The sequence below is a fragment of the Corynebacterium sp. HMSC059E07 genome, assembly GCF_001814395.1.
Classification (GTDB): domain Bacteria; phylum Actinomycetota; class Actinomycetes; order Mycobacteriales; family Mycobacteriaceae; genus Corynebacterium; species Corynebacterium hesseae.
This window is the reverse complement of the sequence record NZ_KV816336.1, coordinates 49,460-71,524: the sequence shown is the minus strand read 5'-3', so window position 1 is coordinate 71,524 and position 22,065 is coordinate 49,460. Positions and strand designations below refer to the sequence as shown.

Sequence of the window (22,065 nt, the reverse complement as noted above, 5' to 3'; positions counted from 1 at the left end):
TTTTACTTGAGCAAGCGGGCGGCGTCCGTGGCGAAGTACGTCAGGATCTGGTCCGCGCCCGCGCGCTTGAACGCGGTCAAGGACTCCAGCATAACGGCCTCACCATCGATCCACCCGTTCTGGGCGGCTGCCTGAATCATCGCATACTCGCCGGACACCTGGTACACGGCTACCGGCACGGAGGAGCGCTCCACGGCACCGGCCAACACGTCGAGGTACGGCAGGCCAGGCTTAACCATGACGATGTCCGCGCCTTCCTCGATGTCCAGGTCCACCTCCAGCATGGACTCGCGGAAGTTGCGCGGATCCTGCTGGTAGGTGCGGCGGTCGCCCTCCAGGGAGGAGCCCACCGCATCGCGGAAGGGACCGAAGAAGGCGGAGGCGTACTTGGCGGAATAGGCCATGATGGCCACGTCCTCGTGGCCGGCCTCGTCGAGGGCCTCGCGGATGGCGGCAATCTGGCCGTCCATCATGCCGGAGGGGCTGACCATGTGCGCACCAGCGCGGGCCTGAGAGCGGGCCATGTCCTGGTAGAGCTCCACGGTTTCATCGTTGAGCACGCGGCCCTTGTCATCGATCACACCGCAGTGACCGTGCGAGGTGAACTCATCGAGGCAGGTATCCGCCATCACGATGAGGTCATCGCCGAACTCTTTGCGCAGCTCGGCAATCGCAACGTTGAGGATGCCCTGCGGGTCCCAGGCCACGGAGCCGGTTGCATCCTTGTCTTCTTCACGCGGCACACCGAAAAGGTCAACGCAGGTCACGCCGGCGTCAAGTGCCTCGTGGGCGGCGCGCTTGAGGGAATCCAAGCTGTGCTGCGCCACTCCCGGCATGGAGGGGATCTCGCGGGCTTCATCCAGACCATCGACGACGAACATCGGGAGGATGAGGTCGGAGGGGCGCAGCGACGCTTCCGCAACCAAGTCCCTAAAAGCCGGGTTCTGACGCAGGCGGCGGGGGCGGCGAGCAATGCTCATGAGTAAAAACTCTCCTTTGAGCTACGAGAAAATCAAAAGTACTTTCTCGACTCTAGTCGCCCCTAATCTGCCTTCCCAGCAGTGGTCGACGCCGACTTCTTGCGCGAGCGGCGCTTCTTGCGCGGAGCAGGCAGGTTGCCGGCGGCGCGGAGGGCGGCGACGTGGTCAGCGAGGGCGTCGACAAGCGTCGGCACATCCGCGACCTCCGGGACCACGTCCACGCGCAGCCCCACCTCCTCGGCCGCCGCTTTGGTGGAGGGGCCGATGCACGCGATGATGGTCCGGGCATGGGGCTTGCCGGCGATGCCGACGAGGTTGCGCACCGTCGACGGCGAGGTAAAGGCCACCGCATCGAAGCCACCGGACTTGATCATGTCGCGGATCTCCGCCGCCGGCGGGGCCGCGCGCACGGTGCGGTAGGCCACCACGTCATCGACTTCCCAGCCCAAGTCCAACAGGCCGTTCACCAGAGTCTCGCCGGCGATATCCGCGCGCGGCAGCAACACGCGGCCCACGGCGTCGATGTCCTCAACGTAGTTGGGGAAGACCTCCACGAGGCCCTCGGCATTCTGCTTCCTCGCCGGCGGCAGAAGCTCCGGGACCATGCCCTTGGCGCGAATCGCATCGGCGGTCTTCTGCCCCACCGCCGCCAGGTGCACACCGGCGAAGTCGCGGGCATCGAGGCCGAGTTCCGCGATCTTCTTCCACACCGCGCTCACCGCATTGACGGAGGTGAACACGACCCACTTGTAGCGGCCTTCGACGATGCCCTTGATGGCGCGGTCCATCTGCGCCGGGTTGCGCGGCGGTTCCACGGAGATAGTGGGCACCGACTGCGGAATGGCACCGTGACCAGCCAGGCGGGCGCTCATCGCCGCGGCCTGCTCCTTCGTGCGCGGCACGAGCACGCGCCAGCCATAGAGCGAACGGTTCTCCCACCAGGAGTACTTCGAGCGATCATCAAAACTGCGGCCCAGGGTGACCACGAGCTCGCCCGGCAGCTCAGCGTCGAGCTTGCCCAGCGTTCCCAGAGTGGTCTCGTGGGTGCGCTGCAGACGGGTGGTGCCGTGGACGGTGACGTAGGCTTCCGTCTCCGCGGGCATCCCGCGCTCCACCAGCTCGGCGGAAATGACCGGCAGGTCATCTGCCGTGGCCTGCAAAACCAGCGGCTGCGTCGCAGAGGCCAGCGCGTCCCAATCCGCACCTTCGGTGATGTCGGCCTCGGTATAGGTCGCACCGAGAGCAATACCTGCAAAAGACGGAACCGTCGAAGGCAGGGACATGCCCGGGACCACCTGGAATTCCATACCCGCATTGGCCACGGCGGTGATTTCCGCCTTGATGGACTCGCGGTTGAGCGGGTTTCCGGTGACCAGGCGGATCACGTCGTGGCCCTCGGCGCGCTCGAGCGCCTCACGCAGTTGCTTGACAACGTCCCCCGCGGCCTCCTCAAACACCGCTGCCGTCGGCGGAGCCGGGCGCGGCGGCTTGCGGCGCGCACCCGCCTCCTTCGCGGCGGCGCAGATGCGCTCGTACTCCTCCTCGGCGGCATCGAGAAGCTCCTGCGGAACCGGCACCTGCTGCGCCACCATGTCGCGCACGCCTTGGGAAACGGCGGCGTCGGTAACAACGTTGGCTGTCGTCTCCAGAACCTCGCGGGCGCGAACGGTCAGCAGGTCGGGGTTGCCTGGGCCGGCACCGACGAAGACGACTTTGCCCAGATCAGACTTACCCAGCTCAGGCTGGGTATCCGGCACGGCTTTGCTCATAAGGTTCTTTTCTAGTTTGTGGATTCCGAGTGCCCCGGCGCCACGCGTGGCAGGCGCGGGAAATGGAGACAAGAAAGCCCCTCACTCGCGAGTTAAGGGGGCCTAAATCATTGCTCTCAATGATTGTGTGCTAGATACACACTAAAGGAAAAGGCCCCAAAGCAAAAATTACGTGCGATTACTCCGCTGCCAGGAGGTCTGCAGCTCCCTGTGCGAAGAGCTCCTCGGAGACCGCGCGCCCCAATTCTTCTGCCTCGCTGGCCTCGCCCTGGGCCTGAGCGATGAGCTGACGAGAACCATCGAGGGCGAAGACTCCGCCGCGCACGACCAGTTGCTCGCCTTCCCAGTGAGAGACCGCGGCAACCGGCGCGGTGCAGCCGGCTTCTAGCCGGGAGAGCACGGTGCGCTCGGCGCGGGTGGCGGCGGTGGCGGGGGCGTCGACAAGCAGGGCAATGGCCTGTGCAGCCTCCGTTCCCTTCACTGCCTCGATGGCCAGCGCGCCCTGTGCCGGGGCGGGCATGAAAACCTCCGGGTCGAAGACCTCGGTGGCGCGATCGGCATAGCCCGCGCGTACGAGACCTGCGTAGGCCAGGAGGACGGCATCGAGCTCGCCACCGGTGACCTTGCCCATGCGGGTATCGATATTGCCGCGCAGTGGACGAATGTCCAGGTCCGGGCGCAGCGCCCGCAACTGGCTGATACGGCGCGGCGCGGAGGTACCCACGCGAGCGCCCTCCGGCAGCTCCTTGAGGGTCAGGCCATCGCGGGCGATAAGAGCTTCGCGGATATCCTGGCGCTGCGGAACCACAAGGTCGAAGCGTTCGTCGGCAGCCGTGGGCAGATCCTTGAAGGAGTGCACCGCGATCTCGCACTCACCACGGGCGACGGCCTCACGCAGCGCCTGCGTAAATACGCCCACGCCGATGCGCTCCACGGGCGCCATGTTGACATCCCCCTGCGTGGCGACGATGTGCAACTCTGCCTCATAGCCTGCCTGCTGCAACCACTCCTGCACGTGCCCCGACTGCGTGGTTGCCAGGAGGGATCCTCGAGTGCCGATCTTCAACATCTATGCGTCCTCTTCTTCCTTAGTGCTTTCCGCGGCTTCCATCTGCGCGGCATCCGGCAGCTCCGCCACGTCAATGGCCACACCGCTGCCCTCTAGCTGGAGCCCAAAGAGTTCCTGCAGCGCGGTCTCGTGGCTCACCGTTCCGGAGTTGGCTGCGAGCTTCTTCGCACGAACCGTGGGCTCATGGAGCAGCTTATCCGCAACGCGCTTGAGAGCACGGTTGATGTCTCCCATCTGGCGCTCATCCAGCTCTGGGTGCTTCTGCTCCAGCCGCGCTACCTCGCACTGAACCAGGTTCGCTGCTCGCTTGCGCAGCGCCGATACCGCCGGGACGACGTCGCGGACGCGCTGCTCGGAAGCATAGGCTTCCAGTTCCTCGTTGACGATGCGCCGCGCCTGCGCGTGGGGGCTGGTGCCGGCGGCAAGGTCAGTATCGGCCGCCTGTAAAGAATTACTCAGCCTCTCGATGTTAACGAGGTCGACCCCCTCGGCATCTGCCACGGCATCATCGATATCGCGCGGCAAGGAGAGATCCACGAGCATGAGCTCGCGGTCGGCCACGTGGTAGCGCTCGACGTCGGCCGCTGAAATGGTGAAATCCTGGGCACCCGTGGCAGAAATCGCCATGTCCACATCGCGCAAAGCCTGGGCGCGGTGCGCGAACTCGACGACGTCCGCATAGACGCCCGCTTCATGGGCATGTTCCGCCACGCGCTGGGCGCGAGCCAGGGTGCGGTTCGCAATAACCAGGTGTGCTCCCAAGCGCCCCGCGTGGGTTGCCGCCAGCGAGGCCATTGCACCCGCCCCCAAGATCAGCACGCGCTTGCCGTCGAGATCGTCCGTGCCCATGCGACTCAGGGCCTGATCGAAAGCGAAAGAGACCATGGAGGATCCCGCCTCATCGATCTCGGTTTCGGAATGCACCCGCTTGCCGGTGCGCAGCGCGGACTGGGCCAGCGCGTGGATGCGCGGCCCGACGGTTCCCTGCTCGACAGCGAACTGATAGGCGGTACGGACTTGGCCGATGATTTGCTGCTCACCTACCACCATCGAGTCCAAGCCCGAGGCCACCATCATGAGGTGCTCAGCGGCGGCGTCGGCATAGCGAACATAAAGATAGGAGCGCAGTTCCTCCTCCCCCACGCCGGAGACTTCAGCGAGGTTGCGCACGACATCCTGCACGCCAGTGTGGAAGGAATTGGTAACGGTGTAGACCTCCAGGCGGTTGCACGTGGAGATAATCATCGCCTCGCTCAGCGAGCCCGCCGACACCATGGCCCGGCACGTATGGTTCTGCACGGTCTCGTCCATGCTCAGCTTTTCCAGCAGCGCCACCGGCGCCGACTGATGCGACATGCCCACGACGAGCACACTCATGCACTACCCTCCAGTTGTTTATCATCCCTTTGGATGACACAGATCATCCAAAAGACTACTAGCCTTCTGCTTGTTTCCGAAACTCGCGGGAACGCCGAAGAAAACTACTGCGCCAGCGCCTGCGCAAGCTCCTCATTGTCCACTTCCCAACAGGAGAATTCCTCCCCATCAATCACTACAACGGGGACGCGATCACCATATTCCATGGCCAGCTCCGCATCCTCATCCACCGTGCGCACGTTAAGCTCCGCACCAGCCTGCTGGACCACCGGAGTAATCTGCTCGAGCACTCTCGCGCAGGAGCCACACGTAGTACGCACCATCAGCTCGACGACGTGGGACATAGAAACTCCTCGATAGGACGTAGAACGGTTCGCGGTTTACTATGGACACGTTAGTCTGCCCGCCCCATGAAAGCTGAACGCGTGCCCCTCCCCCTGCCTCCCGGTATGCCCGATTCTCCCCGCGAGTTCCTTGCCAACTGGACCGCAAGCAGGGGAAACCTACGTAACTTCTTGGAACAACAGGCCTTTGCCCCGCTGGGTGAAGAGCACCAGCGGGCGGCAGGTGAGGCGTCGGCAGCCGCGGCGGTGGAACACCTCTTTGGCATCGACCTGGATGCGTTTTCCTCTGGCGTGGATTCCGTCCGGGGCTCCTTCGAATCGGCGGGCTCGCGCTCCATCACTGAGCCCGACCCAGACATCCCCCAAGACGTTGGCGCCGCCGCCTTCTTCGACGTGGATAACACGTTGATCCAAGGCTCCTCGCTCGTAGCCTTCGCGCTGGGGCTTGCGCGCCGCCGCTACTTCAAGCTTTCTGAGATCCTTCCCATCGCATGGAAGCAGCTCAAATTCCGCGTCTCCGGTTCAGAGAATGCCGCGGACGTAGCCGCCGGGCGCGTGCAGGCGCTCGAGTTCGTCAAGGGCCGCTCGGTGGATGAGATGGTGGCCCTGTGCGAGAGCATCGTGGACCAATCCATGGCACGCAAGGCCTACCCGGGCACGAAACAGCTAGCCCAGATGCACCTCGATGCCGGCCAGCAGGTATGGCTGGTTACCGCAACCCCCGTGCAGCTAGCGCAGATTCTGGCGCAGCGTTTCGGTTTCACGGGCGCGCTCGGCACCGTGGCGGAAGTAAAAGATGGCCGCTTCACCGGCCGCCTCGTGGGCGATATCCTCCACGGCTCGGGCAAAAAGCACGCCGTGGCAGCACTGGCCACCTTGGAGAACCTCGACCTTGAGCGCTGCACCGCCTACTCCGACAGCTCCAACGACGTCCCGATGCTCTCCATGGTGGGAACCCCCGTGGCCATTAACCCGGATTCCAAGCTGCGCGATATCGCGGAGGAAAAAGGCTGGCTCATCCGCGACTACCGCTCCGTGCGCAAGGCCGTGCGCACCTATGGCCTCCCAGCGCTGGCCACCGCGCTCTTTTCCTATGGAAGCTGGCGCATGGTGCGCCGCTAGCTGCTGTTCTGCTGCTTGGTGCGCAGCATATCCATGCACATGACCGCACCGATGAGCCCCGCATGCTGCTGCGGGTCGAGCCCCGGCGCGATGCTGAGTTTGTAGGTATTCTTCCCGGCTAGGAACCGCCCCACGCCTGACCATTCGTTGCGCACTTCCGCTAGGGGCTGTCCCTGGCTGTTGATCTGGATATTCCAATCCCAGACATCGCCTTCAATTTCAATCTCTGGGAAGCCTTCCATCTCCAAGGTCAGGCGCGTCTTTAGCAGGGAGAACTTCTTGGTCACCACTGCCATGGGCTTCTCGACGCCCGGCAAATACACCTCATAGGTATCCCGCACGAAGTTCGGCGGATCCTTGATCACCATGAGCGGTTGCTGCGGATTGCCCTGCTCATCCGTGAAGGCAACCTCGAGGCTGCGGGAGGAATTGAAGAACATGTCCTTCATGCTCGACGACTGCACGATGGTGCCCACGGGCACGCCTTGTTCATCGGCGATCAGGAACTGATCCTGCATGAAGGACTTTGTTTGTGAGATAGCCAGGTTGTCAAGGGTCAAGAGTCTAGGCAACATAGTTCGCCATCATACGTACGCAGCGGACGCCTGTGGGGCCGGAAGATATGAGACTTTCCACCTAATACAAAGAGGGCGCTTGTATGTCTTATACACCTCGAGGAAATACCTAAATATTCCCAGTTCATAGTAGATGTCCGGGGTGTGTTTTATAGTGCGCGTAGAACATACACGCGACGACATGAACCCGGGGGACACCGTGAACACCGCCACTCAAACCGCCTACTTTTCCCATATGAACCCTGACTGCGCCCTCGCCGTGGAACGCAGCGCCGCCCGCCGCGCGGACTATCGCTCATGGGTAGCTGCCATGCCAGATCTCGATGAGGATTTTGATGTTGCGTGCCAGAGGCTCGTCGCCAAGCTTGGTGTCGGTGACTACACCGTGAGTGAATGCTGCCTGGCCGTGCACCGCCTCACGGAACTACCGCAGGTCAAGGCCCTGCAGGACAGTCAGTTTCTGCTGGATATGAAGGCGCTCATCACCATCGACCGCACCCTGACGAAGCTGGGCAAGCTACCTCCGGAAACGCTCGCGCTTATCGACGATGCCCTGGTCGATTACTTCACCCCCACCTCCCCGAATCAAGTCTTCCCTACACCGGCGCAGATTGGGCGCAAGGTGCGCGATATTTGCAAGAGCATCAATAAAGCTTTTACCTTCCGCGATTCGCCGAAGAAGGACTCTTATACTTTTACCGATACTGGCGAGCGCGGCATTCTTGAGCTCAACACTGATAGTGCCACGGGAATGATTCTGGATGGCTACATCAAACAGGCAGCTAAGGAGAACGGGCTCTCGCAGGCTGATGCCCTAAAGAAGCTCATCGCCGGCAGCGTCTCTCCACCCGCGACCATCATTCTGCACACCTACCAAGCCAGTGATATCGACAACGCTCCCACCTTCGTCCAAGAGTACGGATGGACCTCTCAGGACATGCCCGCCACACGCACGCGCGACCTGTCCTCGCAGCCGCCGGAATCAGCCAGCTACATAGCTTCAGAGCTCATCCGCAAATATGTGGAAGGCCGCGATGGCACCTGCCGCGCTCCGGGCTGCAACCGGCCCGCCTACCTGTGCCAGATGGACCACCGCATCAACTATGCCGACGGCGGCGCCACGCACCCGCGCAACCTGGCCAGCCTGTGCCAACACCATCACAATATGAAGACTGATGGGCGCGCGCACTACATCATGGACCCACACACCGGGGATATGGTGTGGCTCTACGAGGACGGGACGTGGGCCACGACGGAGCCGACCGGCCCGCTGGCAAAGAAAGCGAAGCGGTGGGCGCAGACGGTAGCCCAGAAAATCACGGCCACCCGCGAGCGCGCCCAAGAGGAAGCTGCCCAGCAGGAAGCTAAGGAAGCGCAGGCCGCTGCCAAGGAACCCCATACTCCGATCGCTCCACAGGAAGACATTCCGTTCTAAGCGGCGTCGTCGTCTGAAACGACGTCGTGCGAGACGACGGAGAGGTCGTCTGAAATGACGGATAGAAGGGAGAATAGATAGCAGAAACTCCCCGCCACGATCCCAAAAGGACCATGCGGGGAGTTGCAGGCGAAGCTTTACTTGCCCAGCTTACGACGCTGAACACGGGTGCGGCGCAGCATCTTGCGGTGCTTCTTCTTGGACATGCGCTTGCGGCGCTTCTTGATGACAGAACCCATAGCAGGTTTCCTCACTTTCGGTATCAGTACGTACGTAACCCGGCCGGCAACGCCTGGAACAAAACCACCCACGGTGCACTCGAGGCGGTCCCCGCAAAACAGGGAGACGCAGGCATGCCAGTGCCGAAACGAATGTTCACTATCTTACCTAGCGGCCTGCCCAGCACCAAAACTAAGGGCAGCGCCCACCGCCGTGGACCGCGAGGGGTCCGCAGTGGTGGGCGCTGCCAGAAAGAGGTGAACGCTAGGCTCCGTATACGGAAGCCTCAAGGTATTCCTTGACGGCGGATTCGTGAACGCGGAACGAGCGTCCCACGCGCACGGCCGGCATGTCACCTGCATGAACCAACCTGTAGACCGTCATCTTGGAGACACGCATGATCTCCGCAACTTCGGCGATGGTCAGGAAAGTTCCCTTATCTTCATTCGTCATAGTTTATTTAACCCTTCAGCACGTGACGCGCTGTAGGCTTCCCCTCCCACAGGACTATCACGCACGCGCTCCTGCCAGCTTAGCGTGAAACCTGTGACTAATGCGACCCAAGAGCTAATTTTTTCCTCTTTCGCACCGCTGCTGCCCTTCAAGCCCGTGTGACAACATGTGCCACAGGGCTCCCAGAGCGACGGGAAGCTTTAGGCAAGTTCCTGCGCACGCTGGGTGCAGGCTTCAGCGGCTCGGAAGAACGCACCCCGCAGGCCAGACTCCTCGAGCTCGCGAAGAGCGGCGGCAGTGGTTCCCCCCGGGGAGGTCACCCCTGCGCGCAAAGCAACCGGATCCTTGCCGGATTCAGCCAGCATCGTTCCGGCGCCTTGTGCGGTGCGGGTGGCTAGCTTCTCGGCAACATCGCGGGTGAGGCCGAGCTGCACGCCGGCGTCGATCAGTGCCTCAGTCACGAGGAAGTAGTAGGCGGGTGCGGAGCCAGCCAGAGCGGTAGCAGCATCGATGTGCTTCTCCTCAATGACAGCAACCTCGCCGACAGCCTCCAGGAGCTTGACCACGCCTTCGAGCTGCTCCTCCATCACGTGGGTGCCGCCCGCGCAGGTACACATGCCCTTGCCCACCAACATGGGGGTGTTCGGCATGACGCGAACGACCGGCACGCCCTCCCCAGCGGCATTCTCCAGGGTCTCGAGAGTTAAGCCGGCTGCCATGGACACAACCACGGCCGTCTGTGGGATGTCGAGGCCCTCAAGAAGCTCCACGATGGCATAAGGCTTCACGCAGGCGAATATGTAGTCGGCGCCGTCGATAGCCGCGGCGTTATCGCTTGTGACGCTGACGCCGTAGGCGCTCTTCAACTCCTCACCGCGCTCAGTGCGGCGGTTGGTCACCACGATGTCCGCGGCATCATAGCCCGCATGCACCAGCCCAGAAACGAGGGCTTCGCCGATTTGTCCTCCACCAAGTACTGCAATTTTTGTCATGCTTTCCAGGGTGCCAGAAAGGCCAGGACGCGGCCACCAATCAACAGGGCTGCTCGCACGCTAACCTCGCACATGCAAAAGGCATCTGACAGAAGGCGTTTTCTGCCCTGAAGATGCCATTTACAGCAAAATAGATGGCGTTTTCAGGGGCAAAGATACCTTCTGGCAGATGCCTTTGAGAAGATGCCCTTTGGGCCCGTGCTTACATCACCACGAGCAGCGGGCCAAAGGTCAGCACGAGACCGGCCACGGCTGCGAGGAACATGGACAAACCGTCGCGGCTCGTGCGGAGTGCGTGGACGATTCCGACGATGACGCCGGGGACAACAACACCGAGTACCACGACGACCAAGCGGTCAAAGCGGTCCCAGAGAATCTCAAAGCCCTTAAACACGATGGCGCCAAGCACGATGCCCACGAGGGCGAGCAGGACCACGGCGAAGGGGTTGAGCTTGCCCTCGTCCTCCTCGTCATAGTTCTCGTCGTACTCTTCAACGTCTTGGTCGACTGCCTCGAGTTCACCCGTGGTAAAGGTGTCATCCTCGGCCTTGTCATCGACTTTGCCGTCGGCCTTTGGTTCAACCTTTTCCTCGGCCTTCAGCTCAGCCTTTGACTCGACCTTTGACTGGGCCTTGTCTTCAGCCTTCTTGGGCTCGTCCTTGACCTTTTGGATTACGCGCGTGTCCTCGTCAGAGGGCTGGGAAGGCTTGGACTCAAATTCGGTTGGCTTCTCCGCAGGGGCAGCCGAGTGAGACTTATCAGCGTCCTTCTGCGGGGCCTCCTGCTGAGGCTTCTCCTTCTTCGGCGCAGGAATAACCGGGGCCGGCTCATCGATGGAGACACTCGAGTGCTTAGCCTCCGCCGGAGTTGCCTTGACCTTTTCGAGATTGCCGGTCAGCTCCGCAACCGAGATGCCGCCTTCGTCAAGGCTCCGGCGATGGCGGCGCGAGCTCTTCTCCTCGCCGGATCGGTCCTTCGCGTTACGGGCCAGCAGCTCCGCAACTGTCAACTGTTTCTTGTCAGCCACGTTTCTTTCCTATTCCAGTCCCTTATCGGTACGGCGCAAAATGACACCTTCTCGGAGAGCCCAGGGGCAGATCTCCAGCTTTTCGATTCCCAGGGCACGCATGCTCGCCTCCGCCACTAAAGCGCCGGCGACGATCTGATGCGATCGGGTAGAACTTACACCCTCAAGGTCCGCCCTGTCAGCTGCAGTCATACGGGAAATGAAGGAAATCAGCTGACGCAGGCCCGGCGCAGTGAGCGTGCGCTTCACATAGGGGCCCGCCGAGGACGGCGCAGCACCTGTCAATCGGGCCAGCGTGCGGAAGGTTTTCGAGGTACCCACGGCCAACCCGGCAGGGCCCAGCGCGCGCATTTTATCGGCGACGCCGGCCAGTTCCGCATCGATATAATCCCGCAGCAGGTTCACCTTGGATTTTTCCGGCGGGTCGGTATCGAACCAGTTGTGAGTCAGACGGCCTGCTCCCAAATCGAGGGAGAAAGCCATTTCCGGATGCTCGTCGGTACCGGTGGACAGCTCCAGCGAGCCACCACCGATGTCGAGGTTGGTAATGCGGCCAGCGGACCAGCCATACCAACGGCGGGCGGCCAGGAAGGTCAACCGAGCTTCCTCCTCGCCCGACAAGATCTCGAGGCGGACGCCGGTTTGTTTCTCAACTTCATCGAGAACCTTGGCCGAGTTAGTGGCCGAGCGCACGGCAGAAGTAGCAAAGGCAATGAACTCGTCACAGCCCAGCTTGTCGCCCAACTCAGCGGCTTCCCCCACGGCGGAGATGAGCTTCTTCATGCCCTTCTCATGGATGTTGCCGTCTTTGTCTAGCTGTTCCACCAGACGCAGCGGGGTCTTCCAATCGCTCATCGGCGAAGGCCGCCCACCGGTTGCGGCATCGACCGCAACGAGGTGGACGGTATTACTTCCGACGTCTAATACACCTAATCGCACGCCTCTACAGTAGTAGGTCTACCGTGGGTAGGTGTGAATCGCCCGAAATCAAAAGAAGTTTACCTGGGTTTTCCGGCCTCCTCCCCCGCGGCGGCTTCCATTATCGCCGGCCGCGAAAAGGCCCCCGACTTCCCCAGAGAGTGGTTCGAATTTACGGATCCGCACGATCCACTCCACGTCTTTTCCATCGACCTGACTTGGCTCGAATCGCACTATGCCTGCCAGTTTGGGACGGAGAGGTGCCACGGCATCGATAAGCAACAGCCCGACGTCGGCTGCTGCGTGCACGGCGCATACATGGCCGATGAGACGGATCGGGAGCAGCTTCGCGACGCCGTCGCCCGCATGCCCGCACGTTTCTGGCAGCACCGCCCAGAGGGGGTAGATGGGTTCCTGAAGCACGGTGAACCCGAAGAACTGGAACCGTGGCTGGAGTGGGATGAGCTCGACGGCGATGATGGCGAGCCGGAACCGGCGCTGAAGACGCCGCTTGTCGACGGCGCCTGTATCTTCGCCAACCGCGCCGGCTGGCCCACGGGCGCGGGCTGCGCTATCCATCAGTGGGCGCTCGACGCGGGGGAAGAGCTCACCGTGGTCAAGCCCGAAGTGTGCTGGCAGCTGCCGATTCGCCGGCACGAAGACTATGAGGAGCGCCCCGACGGGGAGGAAATACTGCGCACCACCATCGGTGAGTACGACCGCCGCGGGTGGGGCAACGGCGGCGAGGACTTCGATTGGTATTGCTCGGCCGATCCCTCCTGCCACACCGCGGAAGAACCGCTGTGGAAGTCGCAGAAGACCGAGCTGATCGCGCTACTCGGCGAGGAGTGCTACGAAATCCTGGCCAAGCACTGCGAGGCCCGGGCGCGCTCCGGAGTCGAGTTCCCGCGGCACCCAGCGGACCCTGGCGCTTAAGCCTCAAACTTGTATCCCAGGCCGCGCACCGTCACGAGCTGCTGCGGGTGGGAAGGCTCAGCCTCGATCTTGGAGCGGAGGCGCTTGACGTGGACGTCGAGAGTCTTTGTGTCACCCACGTAGTCCGCGCCCCAAATACGGTCGATGAGCTGACCGCGGGTCAGCACGCGCCCAGAATTGCGCAGCAGGTACTCGAGGAGATCAAATTCCTTGAGCGGCATGGACACCGGCTCGCCGGCGACAAGCACGGTGTGGCGCTCCACGTCCATGCGCACGCGGCCGCCTTCCAGAATCTGCTCGTCGGGCTCCTCCTCACCGTGATCGGAAGAGGCATCGTTGCCGCGGCGCAGCACCGCGCGGATGCGGGCGATGAGTTCGCGAGAGGAATAGGGCTTGGTCACGTAATCATCTGCGCCCAGCTCGAGCCCCACGACCTTGTCAATTTCAGAGTCGCGCGCGGTCACCATGATCACCGGCACAGAGGATGTCGCGCGCAGTTGCTTGCACACGTCCGTTCCGGACATGCCTGGCAGCATGAGGTCCAGCAAGACGATGTCCACGTGGTTCGCTGCGAACTGTTCTAGCGCACTGGGCCCGTCCGGGGCGAGGAGAACGTCGAATCCCTCCTTTCGGAGGAGGAAGGCGAGGGGATCGGCCAGCGACTCTTCATCTTCAACGATGAGGATGGTGGTCATTGCGCTTTATCCTTTCGACGAGCGGCTACGCGCGCCACGGCGCGCTGTAAACCAGGGGCGGCGGAGCTGACGGCCCCGTCTTCTATATTATCCCGATGAATAAGATTATCTGCTGGCTTTTCTTCTGCGTAGATAGGGAGCTCGATTGTGAACGTCGAGCCAGTTCCGGGGCGTGACCACAGTTTGATATTGCCGCCGTGATTAGCCACGACATGCTTCACAATGGCCAGACCAAGGCCGGTTCCACCGGTCTGCCGGGACCGCGCCTTATCCACGCGGAAGAAGCGCTCAAAGACCCGCTTCTGGTCTTCCGGGGCAATGCCGATGCCGCGGTCGGTGACGCGGATGTGGACGACCTTTCCGCCGACGACCTTCTGCGTGACCGACACCGGCATCTCATCCGGCGAATAGTGGATGGCATTTGAGATGAGGTTGGAGATCGCCGTGACCAAGAGGGACTTGTCCCCCATGACCTGGACCCCTTCGGAATCACCGCGGGTGAGCTGATTGTGGTGGGAATCGGCGGCAAGCTGGTTGCGGGTAATAGCCTCATCGATGATCTCATCGAGATCGAGCGGCTCCATTTCCGGGAGCGCCTCCGCCCCCTGCAGTTTAGACAAGGAGATGAGCTCGCTGACCATGTCGGCCATACGCGCCGCCTCCTTCTGCACCTTGCTGCCGAAATACTCGACATGCTCGGGATTCCCGGTGTCCTCAAGGAGGGCCTCAGCCAGCAGCGCGATGCCACCCACCGGGGTTTTCAGCTCGTGGGACACGTTGGCCACGAAGTCACGGCGAGCGGATTCCATGCGCACCGACTCGGACTCGTCGGTGCCGTAGACGATGACGAAGCGATCGTCGTTCAGCGTCAGCGGCTGGACCACCGCACGCACCTGAATCACGCGATTTCCGGTGCGCCGCTTCGGGATAGAAAGGTCCAGCGTTCGGGTCTCTTTATCCTCGAAAACCTCCTGCGCTACCTTCCACAGATCGGGGTTCACCGCCCGGTCGTGCACCATCGACATCTCATGGGAGGCAGGGTTAGAAAAAATGATCTCTTTGGACCGCGAGAGCACGGCCATCCCGGCTGGAGAGCCGGACACGGCGAGGTGCAAGACCTGGCTAACGCTGGTGACCTGGTTCGCATCCGCATCACGGACGCGGCGGCGCACCAGGCGCTCGCGGACCCGGGTAATCACCGGTATGGCCAGGCCGCAGGCCACCACGCCGGCCAGGAAAGCTAGTACCAGTTCCACAATCATTCACGCCCCTACAAAGAATCCCCAAGGAGTATAGGCTCCTTGGGGATCGTGCGCAGCACGTAGCGGTTTTCGGCTACTTCTTGCCACCCTGCGCGGCCACGGCGGCTGCACCAGCAGCGGCAGCCTCCGGATCCAGGTAGGTGCCACCCGGGTTCACCACGGAACCGTCTTCGGCGATCTCGTAGACCAGCGGGATGCCCGTCGGGATATTGAGGCCGGCGATCTCCTCATCGGAGATCTGATCCAGGTGCTTGACCAGCGCGCGCAGGGAGTTACCGTGTGCGGCGATGAGAACGGTCTCACCCTTCTTGGCGCGCGGGAGGATCTCCTCCTCGAAGTAAGGAACGAAGCGCTCGACGACATCCTTCAGGCACTCCGTACGCGGAACCTGATCCAGGTTGGCGTAGCGCGGGTCACCGGCCTGGGAGTACTCGGCGCCGTCCTCCAGCTCCGGCGGCGGGGTGCCGTAGGAGCGGCGCCATGCCATGAACTGTTCCTCGCCGTACTTGTCCTTGGTCTCGGCCTTGTTGAGGCCCTGCAGTGCGCCGTAGTGGCGCTCGTTCAGGCGCCAATCGCGCACGACCGGAATCCAGTGGCGGTCTGCGGCATTAAGCGCAATGTTGGCCGTGCGGATGGCGCGGCGCAGGAGGGAGGTGTACACGACGGTCGGCAGAATGCCCTGCTCCTTGAGCAGCTCGCCGCCACGCTTGGCCTCACCCTCACCCTTGGCGGTGAGGTTGACATCAACCCAACCGGTGAACTGGTTGGACTCGTTCCATTCGGACTGTCCGTGTCGAAGTAGAATCAGCTTTCCGTTACTCATAAACACCAGCATGCCACGTTTTTCGGCCGCTTGCCTGTGAACCCGGGCACATCACCCCTAACTGTGGGTTTATGCCCGCTTATGTGGGATTAATATCCGATTGCCCGGCGCGCATGGCAGTCCGGAATCTCGATGCTCATGGCGTCGGCGTAGATGTTCTCCAACTGGGCGGCGGCCGCCGCCCAACTAAACTGCTGGGCGTGATCGACGGCGGCTTCGCCCATGGCGATGCGGCGGGGGTCGTCGTCAAGCAACTGCTCCAGTGCATCCGCCCAATCTTGCGCCGAATGGGAGTGGACGAGCAGACCAGTATCGCCGTCTGCAACCGCGATGGGCAAGCCGCCGACAGCCGCCGCCACGACGGGTGTTCCGGAAGCCTGGGCCTCCATGGCCACCAGCCCAAAGGACTCGTTATAACTGGGGACCGCGACAATATCCGCGGCCTGATAGATGGCTACGAGCTCCTGCGGCGGGCGCGGGCTGAGGAAGCGCACGACGCGCTCCACCCCCAGCTCGCGGGCGAGGTTGTGGTAGGTATCCGGCGAGGAATTCGCCCCCGAAGCACCACCGCAGATGACGACGCGCAGGCGGCGATCCGGATCGCGCTCCATCAGCTCCGCCGTTGCGCGAATGAGTACGTCAGGGCCCTTGAATTTTTGCAGGCGGCCCACAAACGCCACCACCTTGGTGTGCAGCGGGATGCCCAGCTGGCGGCGCGCACGCTCCGTCATGCGGTCGGTGCCCGGGGTATAGAGCTCCGTGTCCGCACCCGGGGAGACCACAACGATATTGTCCGGCGATGCATCGTAGTGCTCGATCAGATCGCGAGTCTCCTGGGCTGTATTAACCACCAGGATGTCAGCGTTATCCACCAGCTGCTGTTCACAGATGCGGCGCGCCTCAGTCTCTGGGGTGTCATCGAGAGTGCGGTGCACGTTCTTCACCGCGGCCAGCGTGTGCGCGGTGTGGACGAGGGGGATGTCCCACAGATCGCGCAATAACCATCCCACCTGACCGGAGAGCCAATAGTGAGAGTGGATGACGTCATAGTCCACCTCAAAGCAGCGCGCGAAGTTATAGATCCCGCCCGTAAACGCGGCCAACTGGGTAGGCAGTTCTTCCTTACTCAAGCCCTCATAGGGCCCCGCCACAATGTTGATGACGCGCAGGCGCTCCTCGACGCCCACCACCTCGCCCTGACTGGGGCGCGTGGCACGGGTGAAAATATCGACCTCCACGCCGCGGCGCGCGAGCTGGCGAGCAGTGTTGAGAACGTAGACGTTCATGCCGCCCGCATCCCCGGAACCGGGCTGCTCGAGGGGCGAGGTATGCATGGAAATCATCGCGATGCGCATAATTTCCCAGTGTATCCCGAAACGACCCGCGTTATACTGGCCCGTACCTTAACCTACGCGACCGAAAGGTGAATCGATGTCGGCATACGAGTCCAAGGCGTGGCTCCAGTACTACCCGGAGTGGACACCGCACAGCCTGGAATACGGGGACACCACGCTTCTCGACGTTTACGACAACAACCTCGCGCTCCACCCCGACAAGCCGGCAACCTACTTCTTCGGCCGCACGCAAACCTACGCCGAGCTGGACAAGCAGGTCCGCCGCGCCGCCGCCGGCCTGCGCGCCTTCGGAGTGCGCCCGGGGGACCGCGTGGCCATCGTCGCCCCCAACTGCCCGCAGTTCATCGCCTCCTTCTGGGCCGTGCTCAAGCTGGGCGCCATCGCGGTTTTACACAACCCTCTCTACACTGCCCACGAGCTGGAGGGCCTGTTCCAGAACCACGGCGCGCGCATCGCCATTTCCTGGGATAAGACGGCCTCCACCTTGGAGAAGCTGCGCCCGACGACCTCCTTGGAGACCGTCGTCTCCATCAACATGATCAACGCGATGCCGACCCCGCAGCGCCTGGCCCTGCGCCTGCCCATCCCGCCGCTGAAATCCAAGCGCGATCAGCTCACCGCCCCGGCGCCGAACACGGTGCCGTGGGAGTCCCTCGTTGGCAACGCCATTGGCGGCGATGGTTCTGATGTCATCACGCCGGAGGACGTCACCAAGGACACCACCGCGCTCATCCTGTACACCTCCGGCACCACCGGCAGCCCCAAGGGCGCGGAGCTGACCCACGGCAACCTTTTCTCCAACCTGCTCATGGGCAAGCACTGGGTCCCAGGCCTGGGCGATTCCCCGGAGCGCATGCTCGCTGCGCTCCCCTTCTTCCACGCCTACGGCCTGACCATGAATGCCACCTTGGCGCCGCTCATCGCCAGCGAATTGGTTCTGCTGCCGAGCCCGCAGATGCCGCTCATCATGGAGCTGATGAAGAAGCACACCCCGACCTGGGTGCCGGGCGTGCCAACCCTGTACGAGCGCATCGTGGCGAAGGCGGAAGAAGATGACGTCTCCCTGGACGGCGTGCGCGCGGCCTTCTCCGGAGCGTCGACCCTGCCGGTCAATACCGTGGAGAAGTGGGAGAAGTACACCGGCGGCATGCTCGTGGAGGGCTATGGCCTGACGGAGTGTTCGCCCATCATCGTGGGTAACCCGATGAGTGACGCCCGCCGCCCCGGCTACGTGGGTATCCCCTTCCCGGATACCGAGATTCGCATTGCTAACCCGGACAACCTGGATGAGACCATGCCGGATGGCCAGGAGGGTGAGGTGCTGGCCCGCGGCCCGCAGATCTTTAAGGGCTACTTCGGCGATGAGGAAGCCACAGAGAAGGCCTTCCACAATGGCTGGTTCCGCACCGGCGATATGGGCGTGATGGAGGAAGACGGCTTTATCCGCCTGGTCAGCCGCATCAAGGAAATCATCATCACCGGCGGATTCAACGTCTACCCCGGTGAGGTTGAGGAAACCCTGCTGGATCACCCAGACGTGGCGGAGGCCGCCGTGGTGGGCCGCCCGCGTTCGGACGGTTCGGAGGACGTCGTAGCCTGCATCGTGCTTAACGACGGCGCCGCGCTCGACCCCGAAGGCCTCAAGGACTACTGCCGCGAGCGCCTGACCCGCTACAAGGTGCCGCGCACCTTCTACCACTTCGAAAAGCTGGCCACCGACCAGCTGGGCAAGATTCGCCGCCGCGAGGTTCAGGCGGATCTGCTCGAGCGCCTCAAAGCGGAGAAGTAGCACTCCATAGCCCCGGAACCGATCCCTGCGTGATAAACGCACATCACCGGGGCTATTGATTTATCCCGAAAAGATTTCGTTACTGCAAGCAACTTTGCAAAGATTTGCGAGACTTTCGTCACAAATTAGTTATACTGTTTCACACATAACAAGTTTGACCACCTAAGGAGTTCGCGAACATGACCGAAGCCCCTGCTCAGGCCTCTTCCGCCTTTGAGACGAAAGCCTGGCTCCAGTACTACCCTGAGTGGACTAAACCTAATCTGGACTACGGCACCGAAACGCTTTTGGACTCCTACCGAGAGACCGTGGAGGAATTCGGCGACAGGCCGGCGACGTGGTTCTTCGGTCACCAGATGACCTACCGCGAACTCGATACCCACGTGCGCGCCGCCGCAGCGGGCCTCAAGGCCTTCGGCATCCGTCCTGGTGATCGCGTCGCCGTAGCACTGCCCAACTGCCCCCAACACGTGGCGGTGTTCTACGCCATCCTGAAACTGGGGGCGACCGTCGTGGAGCACAACCCGCTCTACACCACGGCTGAGCTCGAGCCCCTCTTCCAGGATCACGCCGCCCGCGTGGCCGTGGTCTGGGATAAGGCGAGCCCCACCTTTGAGAAGCTGCGTGATTCCACACCGCTCGAAACGATTGTTACGGTCAACATGATCGAGGCCATGCCGCGCCGCAAGCAGCTGCTGTTGCGCTTGCCGCTTCCCTTCATCAAGGACAAGCGCGCGGAGCTCTCAGTTGCCGCTCCCAATACCGTGCCGTGGAACGTGCTCACGGGGCGCGCCATCGGCGGGCAGGGCTACAAGCTGGAGGATGCGACGGTCGATCTCAATGACACCGCACTCATTCTCTACACATCCGGAACCACCGGCAGGCCCAAAGGCGCGGAGCTGACCCACTCCAACCTGTATTGCAACATGAAGATGGCGGAAGCATGGGTCCCCGAATTGGGCAACAAGGCCGAGCGCATGCTCGCCGCCCTCCCCCTCTTCCATGTCTACGGCCTCACCCTTATCGCCGCCCTCGGCGTGCACATCGGCGGTGAGCTCGTCCTCACCCCAGCTCCCAAGGTGCCGCTTCTTCTCGAGATCATGAAGAAGCGCCGCCCTACTTGGATGCCGGGCGTGCCCACGATCTACGCCAAGGTCATGGAAGCGGCCCAGGAACGGGGCATCGATCTGCACGGCATCGAGAACAGCCTTTCGGGCGCAGCGGCGCTACCGGCGGAGATCGTTGAGGAATGGGAAACGGTCACCGGCGGCCTGCTCGTAGAAGGCTACGGGCTCACGGAAACCTCGCCGATCGTGGCCGCGAACCCGCTCAACAAGAACCGCCGCCCCGGCTACATCGGCATCCCCTTCCCGGATACCGAGGTGCGCATCGGCAACCCAGACAACCTCAGCGAGACCCAGCCGGATGGCACCGCGGGCGAGCTCCTCGTGCGCGGACCGCAGGTATTCAAGGGCTATTTCAACATGCCGGAAGCCACCGAGCAGGCTTTCCACGACGGCTGGTACCGCACGGGCGACATGGCGGTTATGGAGTCCGATGGCTTCATCAAGATCGTCTCCCGCATCAAGGAAATGATCATTACCGGCGGCTTCAACATTTACCCGGCCGAGGTGGAAGACGTGATCCGCCAGCACCCAGACGTCACCAACGTGGCTGTCGTTGGCCGTCCGCGCGCGGATGGATCCGAGGACGTCGTGGCCTGCATCATCCTAGAGGACGGCGCGGTGCTCGACCCGGAGGGGCTCAAGGACTACTGCCGCGAGCGTCTGACCCGCTACAAGGTGCCGCGCACCTTCTACCACTTCGAGCACCTGGCCTCCGACCAGCTGGGGAAGGTCCGCCGCCGCGAAGTACAGAAGGACCTCCTGAAGCTGCTTGGAGAACAGGCACCGGCCTAGGCAGCGCGGTCGATATAGCGCATCACGCGCATAGGGTTGAAGGTTCGGTAGAACGCTTCACCAGCACCGACAAGCTGGCTCACCAACGTGCTGAGCTGCCAGTCCAGCTGCTCATCGGTATAGCCCCACTTCGTGGGAATACGGGCCGTGGTCACCAGGACGAGGTCCTGCTCTTCGCCGCCATCGAGGTCCACTACCTCGATGCGCGCGGAGTAGACGTATTGATCATCATTCATAAACTCGGCCCAGCGCACGAGCGCATCAAGGTCGCAAGCACAGCGTCCGGAGGGTGTGACGAGGCTGAGTTCAATATCTCCGGAGCCATCACGAGCGGATTCAATAGTGATCGCGTGTTCATTGATAAGGATGCTCACCGCCCCATTCCGGTGATCCACCACGTGGACGGGCGTACCGACCATCACCAGGCGCGTAGCTCGCTCGTGGACCCGCCACATCCCCACTACTGAAACACCATAAGCTTCGCTGAAATAGTGGGGAGAGACCGGCTTGATCCCGGCCCCTTTGCGCGGCTTCGAGGGATGCTCCGGAAACTGCTCATCCAGGCGCGCGAAGACCGCTGACATTTCGACTGCATAGCCCGCGATGATGCTCTTTAGCTGAGCATTCGTGGCCGTCGACGGCAGATAAGGCGGTGCGAAGATCCGCAAGTGGGTGTGCATGTCGGAGCTTCCACAGGGCTCGGCCACGAGGTTGCCGGAGATCCCACCGCCGTTGAGATCGTTGACCTCCATGCGCAAAGGCTGCCGGTCCGGGTCGAAGCACACCGCACCACCCCAATACCCGAGCACGCAGAGGCCGCCCATCTCCTCGTTGACGTCGATGCTTAAGAATCCGCCGGCAATCTTGATGGTGGGCAAGCCGGTTGAGGAATCCTCCTCAAGCTTGCCTGCCAGCTTGGTCATGGTGTTGATAACTCGACTCTTGCTAATCCGAGCCGGTGTCTTGATTGTTTTCTCAGTTGCTGATTGAGACATTGTCCCCCCTT

At 62.3% G+C, this 22,065-nt stretch carries 21 protein-coding genes; 5 read left to right on the top strand and 16 right to left on the bottom strand.

Going from position 1 to position 22,065, the window contains the following annotated elements:
• Positions 1–2: 2 nt before the first annotated feature.
• From hemB to HMPREF2967_RS11645, 5 genes are all read right to left on the bottom strand, one after another.
• Positions 3–980 (bottom strand): porphobilinogen synthase, encoded by a 978-nt coding sequence (hemB, locus tag HMPREF2967_RS11665; protein WP_070686603.1) that lies wholly within the window; start codon positions 978–980, stop codon positions 3–5.
• Positions 981–1,042: 62 nt separating this feature from the next.
• Positions 1,043–2,749, bottom strand: a complete 1,707-nt coding sequence (locus tag HMPREF2967_RS11660; RefSeq protein WP_070561583.1) for a bifunctional uroporphyrinogen-III C-methyltransferase/uroporphyrinogen-III synthase — start codon at positions 2,747–2,749, stop codon at positions 1,043–1,045.
• Between the two features lie 178 nt (positions 2,750–2,927).
• Complete coding sequence (gene hemC / locus HMPREF2967_RS11655; RefSeq protein WP_070686601.1) at positions 2,928–3,818, bottom strand: hydroxymethylbilane synthase; 891 nt, start codon at positions 3,816–3,818, stop codon at positions 2,928–2,930.
• Positions 3,819–5,195: a glutamyl-tRNA reductase gene (locus HMPREF2967_RS11650; protein ID WP_070686599.1), complete on the bottom strand. Its 1,377-nt coding sequence runs from the start codon at positions 5,193–5,195 to the stop codon at positions 3,819–3,821. It abuts the gene before it with no gap.
• A 104-nt stretch (positions 5,196–5,299) separates the two neighbouring features.
• On the bottom strand, positions 5,300–5,539 hold the full coding sequence (locus HMPREF2967_RS11645) for a glutaredoxin family protein (protein ID WP_070533963.1): 240 nt from the start codon (positions 5,537–5,539) through the stop codon (positions 5,300–5,302).
• A gap of 66 nt (positions 5,540–5,605) precedes the next feature.
• Here HMPREF2967_RS11645 and HMPREF2967_RS11640 point away from each other — a divergent pair, with 66 nt between their 5' ends.
• Positions 5,606–6,661: an HAD-IB family hydrolase gene (locus HMPREF2967_RS11640; protein WP_227485605.1), complete on the top strand. Its 1,056-nt coding sequence runs from the start codon at positions 5,606–5,608 to the stop codon at positions 6,659–6,661.
• On the opposite strand, the gene HMPREF2967_RS11635 is transcribed toward HMPREF2967_RS11640, so the two are convergent.
• Positions 6,658–7,236, bottom strand: a complete 579-nt coding sequence (locus tag HMPREF2967_RS11635) for an LURP-one-related/scramblase family protein (RefSeq protein ID WP_070686597.1) — start codon at positions 7,234–7,236, stop codon at positions 6,658–6,660. The two genes, HMPREF2967_RS11640 and HMPREF2967_RS11635, sit on opposite strands and share 4 nt — an antisense overlap.
• Before the next feature lie 154 nt (positions 7,237–7,390).
• On the opposite strand from HMPREF2967_RS11635, the gene HMPREF2967_RS11630 reads away from it, so the two are divergent.
• On the top strand, positions 7,391–8,671 hold the full coding sequence (locus tag HMPREF2967_RS11630; RefSeq protein WP_232770851.1) for an HNH endonuclease signature motif containing protein: 1,281 nt from the start codon (positions 7,391–7,393) through the stop codon (positions 8,669–8,671).
• Between the two features lie 137 nt (positions 8,672–8,808).
• Here the strand turns inward: HMPREF2967_RS11630 and HMPREF2967_RS12910 are convergent, their stop codons facing one another.
• From HMPREF2967_RS12910 to HMPREF2967_RS11610, 5 genes are all read right to left on the bottom strand, one after another.
• Complete coding sequence (locus tag HMPREF2967_RS12910) at positions 8,809–8,910, bottom strand: 30S ribosomal protein bS22 (protein WP_003855542.1); 102 nt, start codon at positions 8,908–8,910, stop codon at positions 8,809–8,811.
• 244 nt (positions 8,911–9,154) lie between these two features.
• Positions 9,155–9,343: a helix-turn-helix domain-containing protein gene (locus HMPREF2967_RS11625; protein WP_010189818.1), complete on the bottom strand. Its 189-nt coding sequence runs from the start codon at positions 9,341–9,343 to the stop codon at positions 9,155–9,157.
• Positions 9,344–9,543: 200 nt separating this feature from the next.
• Positions 9,544–10,335 (bottom strand): pyrroline-5-carboxylate reductase, encoded by a 792-nt coding sequence (proC, locus tag HMPREF2967_RS11620; RefSeq protein WP_070686594.1) that lies wholly within the window; start codon positions 10,333–10,335, stop codon positions 9,544–9,546.
• A gap of 202 nt (positions 10,336–10,537) precedes the next feature.
• A complete protein-coding gene (locus HMPREF2967_RS11615; protein WP_070686592.1) occupies positions 10,538–11,362 on the bottom strand; it encodes a hypothetical protein in 825 nt (274 codons plus the stop codon).
• A gap of 9 nt (positions 11,363–11,371) precedes the next feature.
• Complete coding sequence (locus tag HMPREF2967_RS11610) at positions 11,372–12,301, bottom strand: Ppx/GppA family phosphatase (protein ID WP_083299172.1); 930 nt, start codon at positions 12,299–12,301, stop codon at positions 11,372–11,374.
• A gap of 33 nt (positions 12,302–12,334) precedes the next feature.
• Here HMPREF2967_RS11610 and HMPREF2967_RS11605 point away from each other — a divergent pair, with 33 nt between their 5' ends.
• The gene (locus HMPREF2967_RS11605; RefSeq protein ID WP_070596624.1) at positions 12,335–13,216 is read left to right on the top strand and encodes a DUF3109 family protein; all 882 of its coding nucleotides are present in this window, start codon (positions 12,335–12,337) and stop codon (positions 13,214–13,216) included.
• Here the strand turns inward: HMPREF2967_RS11605 and HMPREF2967_RS11600 are convergent.
• The 4 genes from HMPREF2967_RS11600 to mshA form a co-directional block, all read right to left on the bottom strand.
• Entirely contained in the window at positions 13,213–13,911 is a 699-nt protein-coding gene (locus tag HMPREF2967_RS11600; RefSeq protein ID WP_070521121.1) for a response regulator transcription factor, read from the bottom strand. The genes HMPREF2967_RS11605 and HMPREF2967_RS11600 overlap by 4 nt on opposite strands.
• Complete coding sequence (locus HMPREF2967_RS11595; protein ID WP_070521124.1) at positions 13,908–15,173, bottom strand: sensor histidine kinase; 1,266 nt, start codon at positions 15,171–15,173, stop codon at positions 13,908–13,910. The genes HMPREF2967_RS11600 and HMPREF2967_RS11595 overlap by 4 nt, the downstream gene beginning before the upstream one ends.
• Positions 15,174–15,246: 73 nt before the next feature.
• Entirely contained in the window at positions 15,247–15,996 is a 750-nt protein-coding gene (locus HMPREF2967_RS11590) for a phosphoglyceromutase (RefSeq protein WP_070521289.1), read from the bottom strand.
• 89 nt (positions 15,997–16,085) lie between these two features.
• Entirely contained in the window at positions 16,086–17,351 is a 1,266-nt protein-coding gene (gene mshA, locus HMPREF2967_RS11585) for a D-inositol-3-phosphate glycosyltransferase (RefSeq protein ID WP_070686590.1), read from the bottom strand.
• A gap of 76 nt (positions 17,352–17,427) precedes the next feature.
• Here mshA and HMPREF2967_RS11580 point away from each other — a divergent pair, with 76 nt between their 5' ends.
• Entirely contained in the window at positions 17,428–19,140 is a 1,713-nt protein-coding gene (locus tag HMPREF2967_RS11580) for a long-chain-fatty-acid--CoA ligase (RefSeq protein ID WP_070686589.1), read from the top strand.
• A 179-nt stretch (positions 19,141–19,319) separates the two neighbouring features.
• On the top strand, positions 19,320–21,059 hold the full coding sequence (locus HMPREF2967_RS11575; RefSeq protein ID WP_070686586.1) for a long-chain-fatty-acid--CoA ligase: 1,740 nt from the start codon (positions 19,320–19,322) through the stop codon (positions 21,057–21,059).
• On the opposite strand, the gene HMPREF2967_RS11570 is transcribed toward HMPREF2967_RS11575, so the two are convergent.
• Positions 21,056–21,982, bottom strand: coding sequence for a hypothetical protein (locus tag HMPREF2967_RS11570; RefSeq protein ID WP_070686584.1), 927 nt, complete (start codon positions 21,980–21,982; stop codon positions 21,056–21,058). The genes HMPREF2967_RS11575 and HMPREF2967_RS11570 overlap by 4 nt on opposite strands.
• Positions 21,983–22,065: the final 83 nt, after the last annotated feature.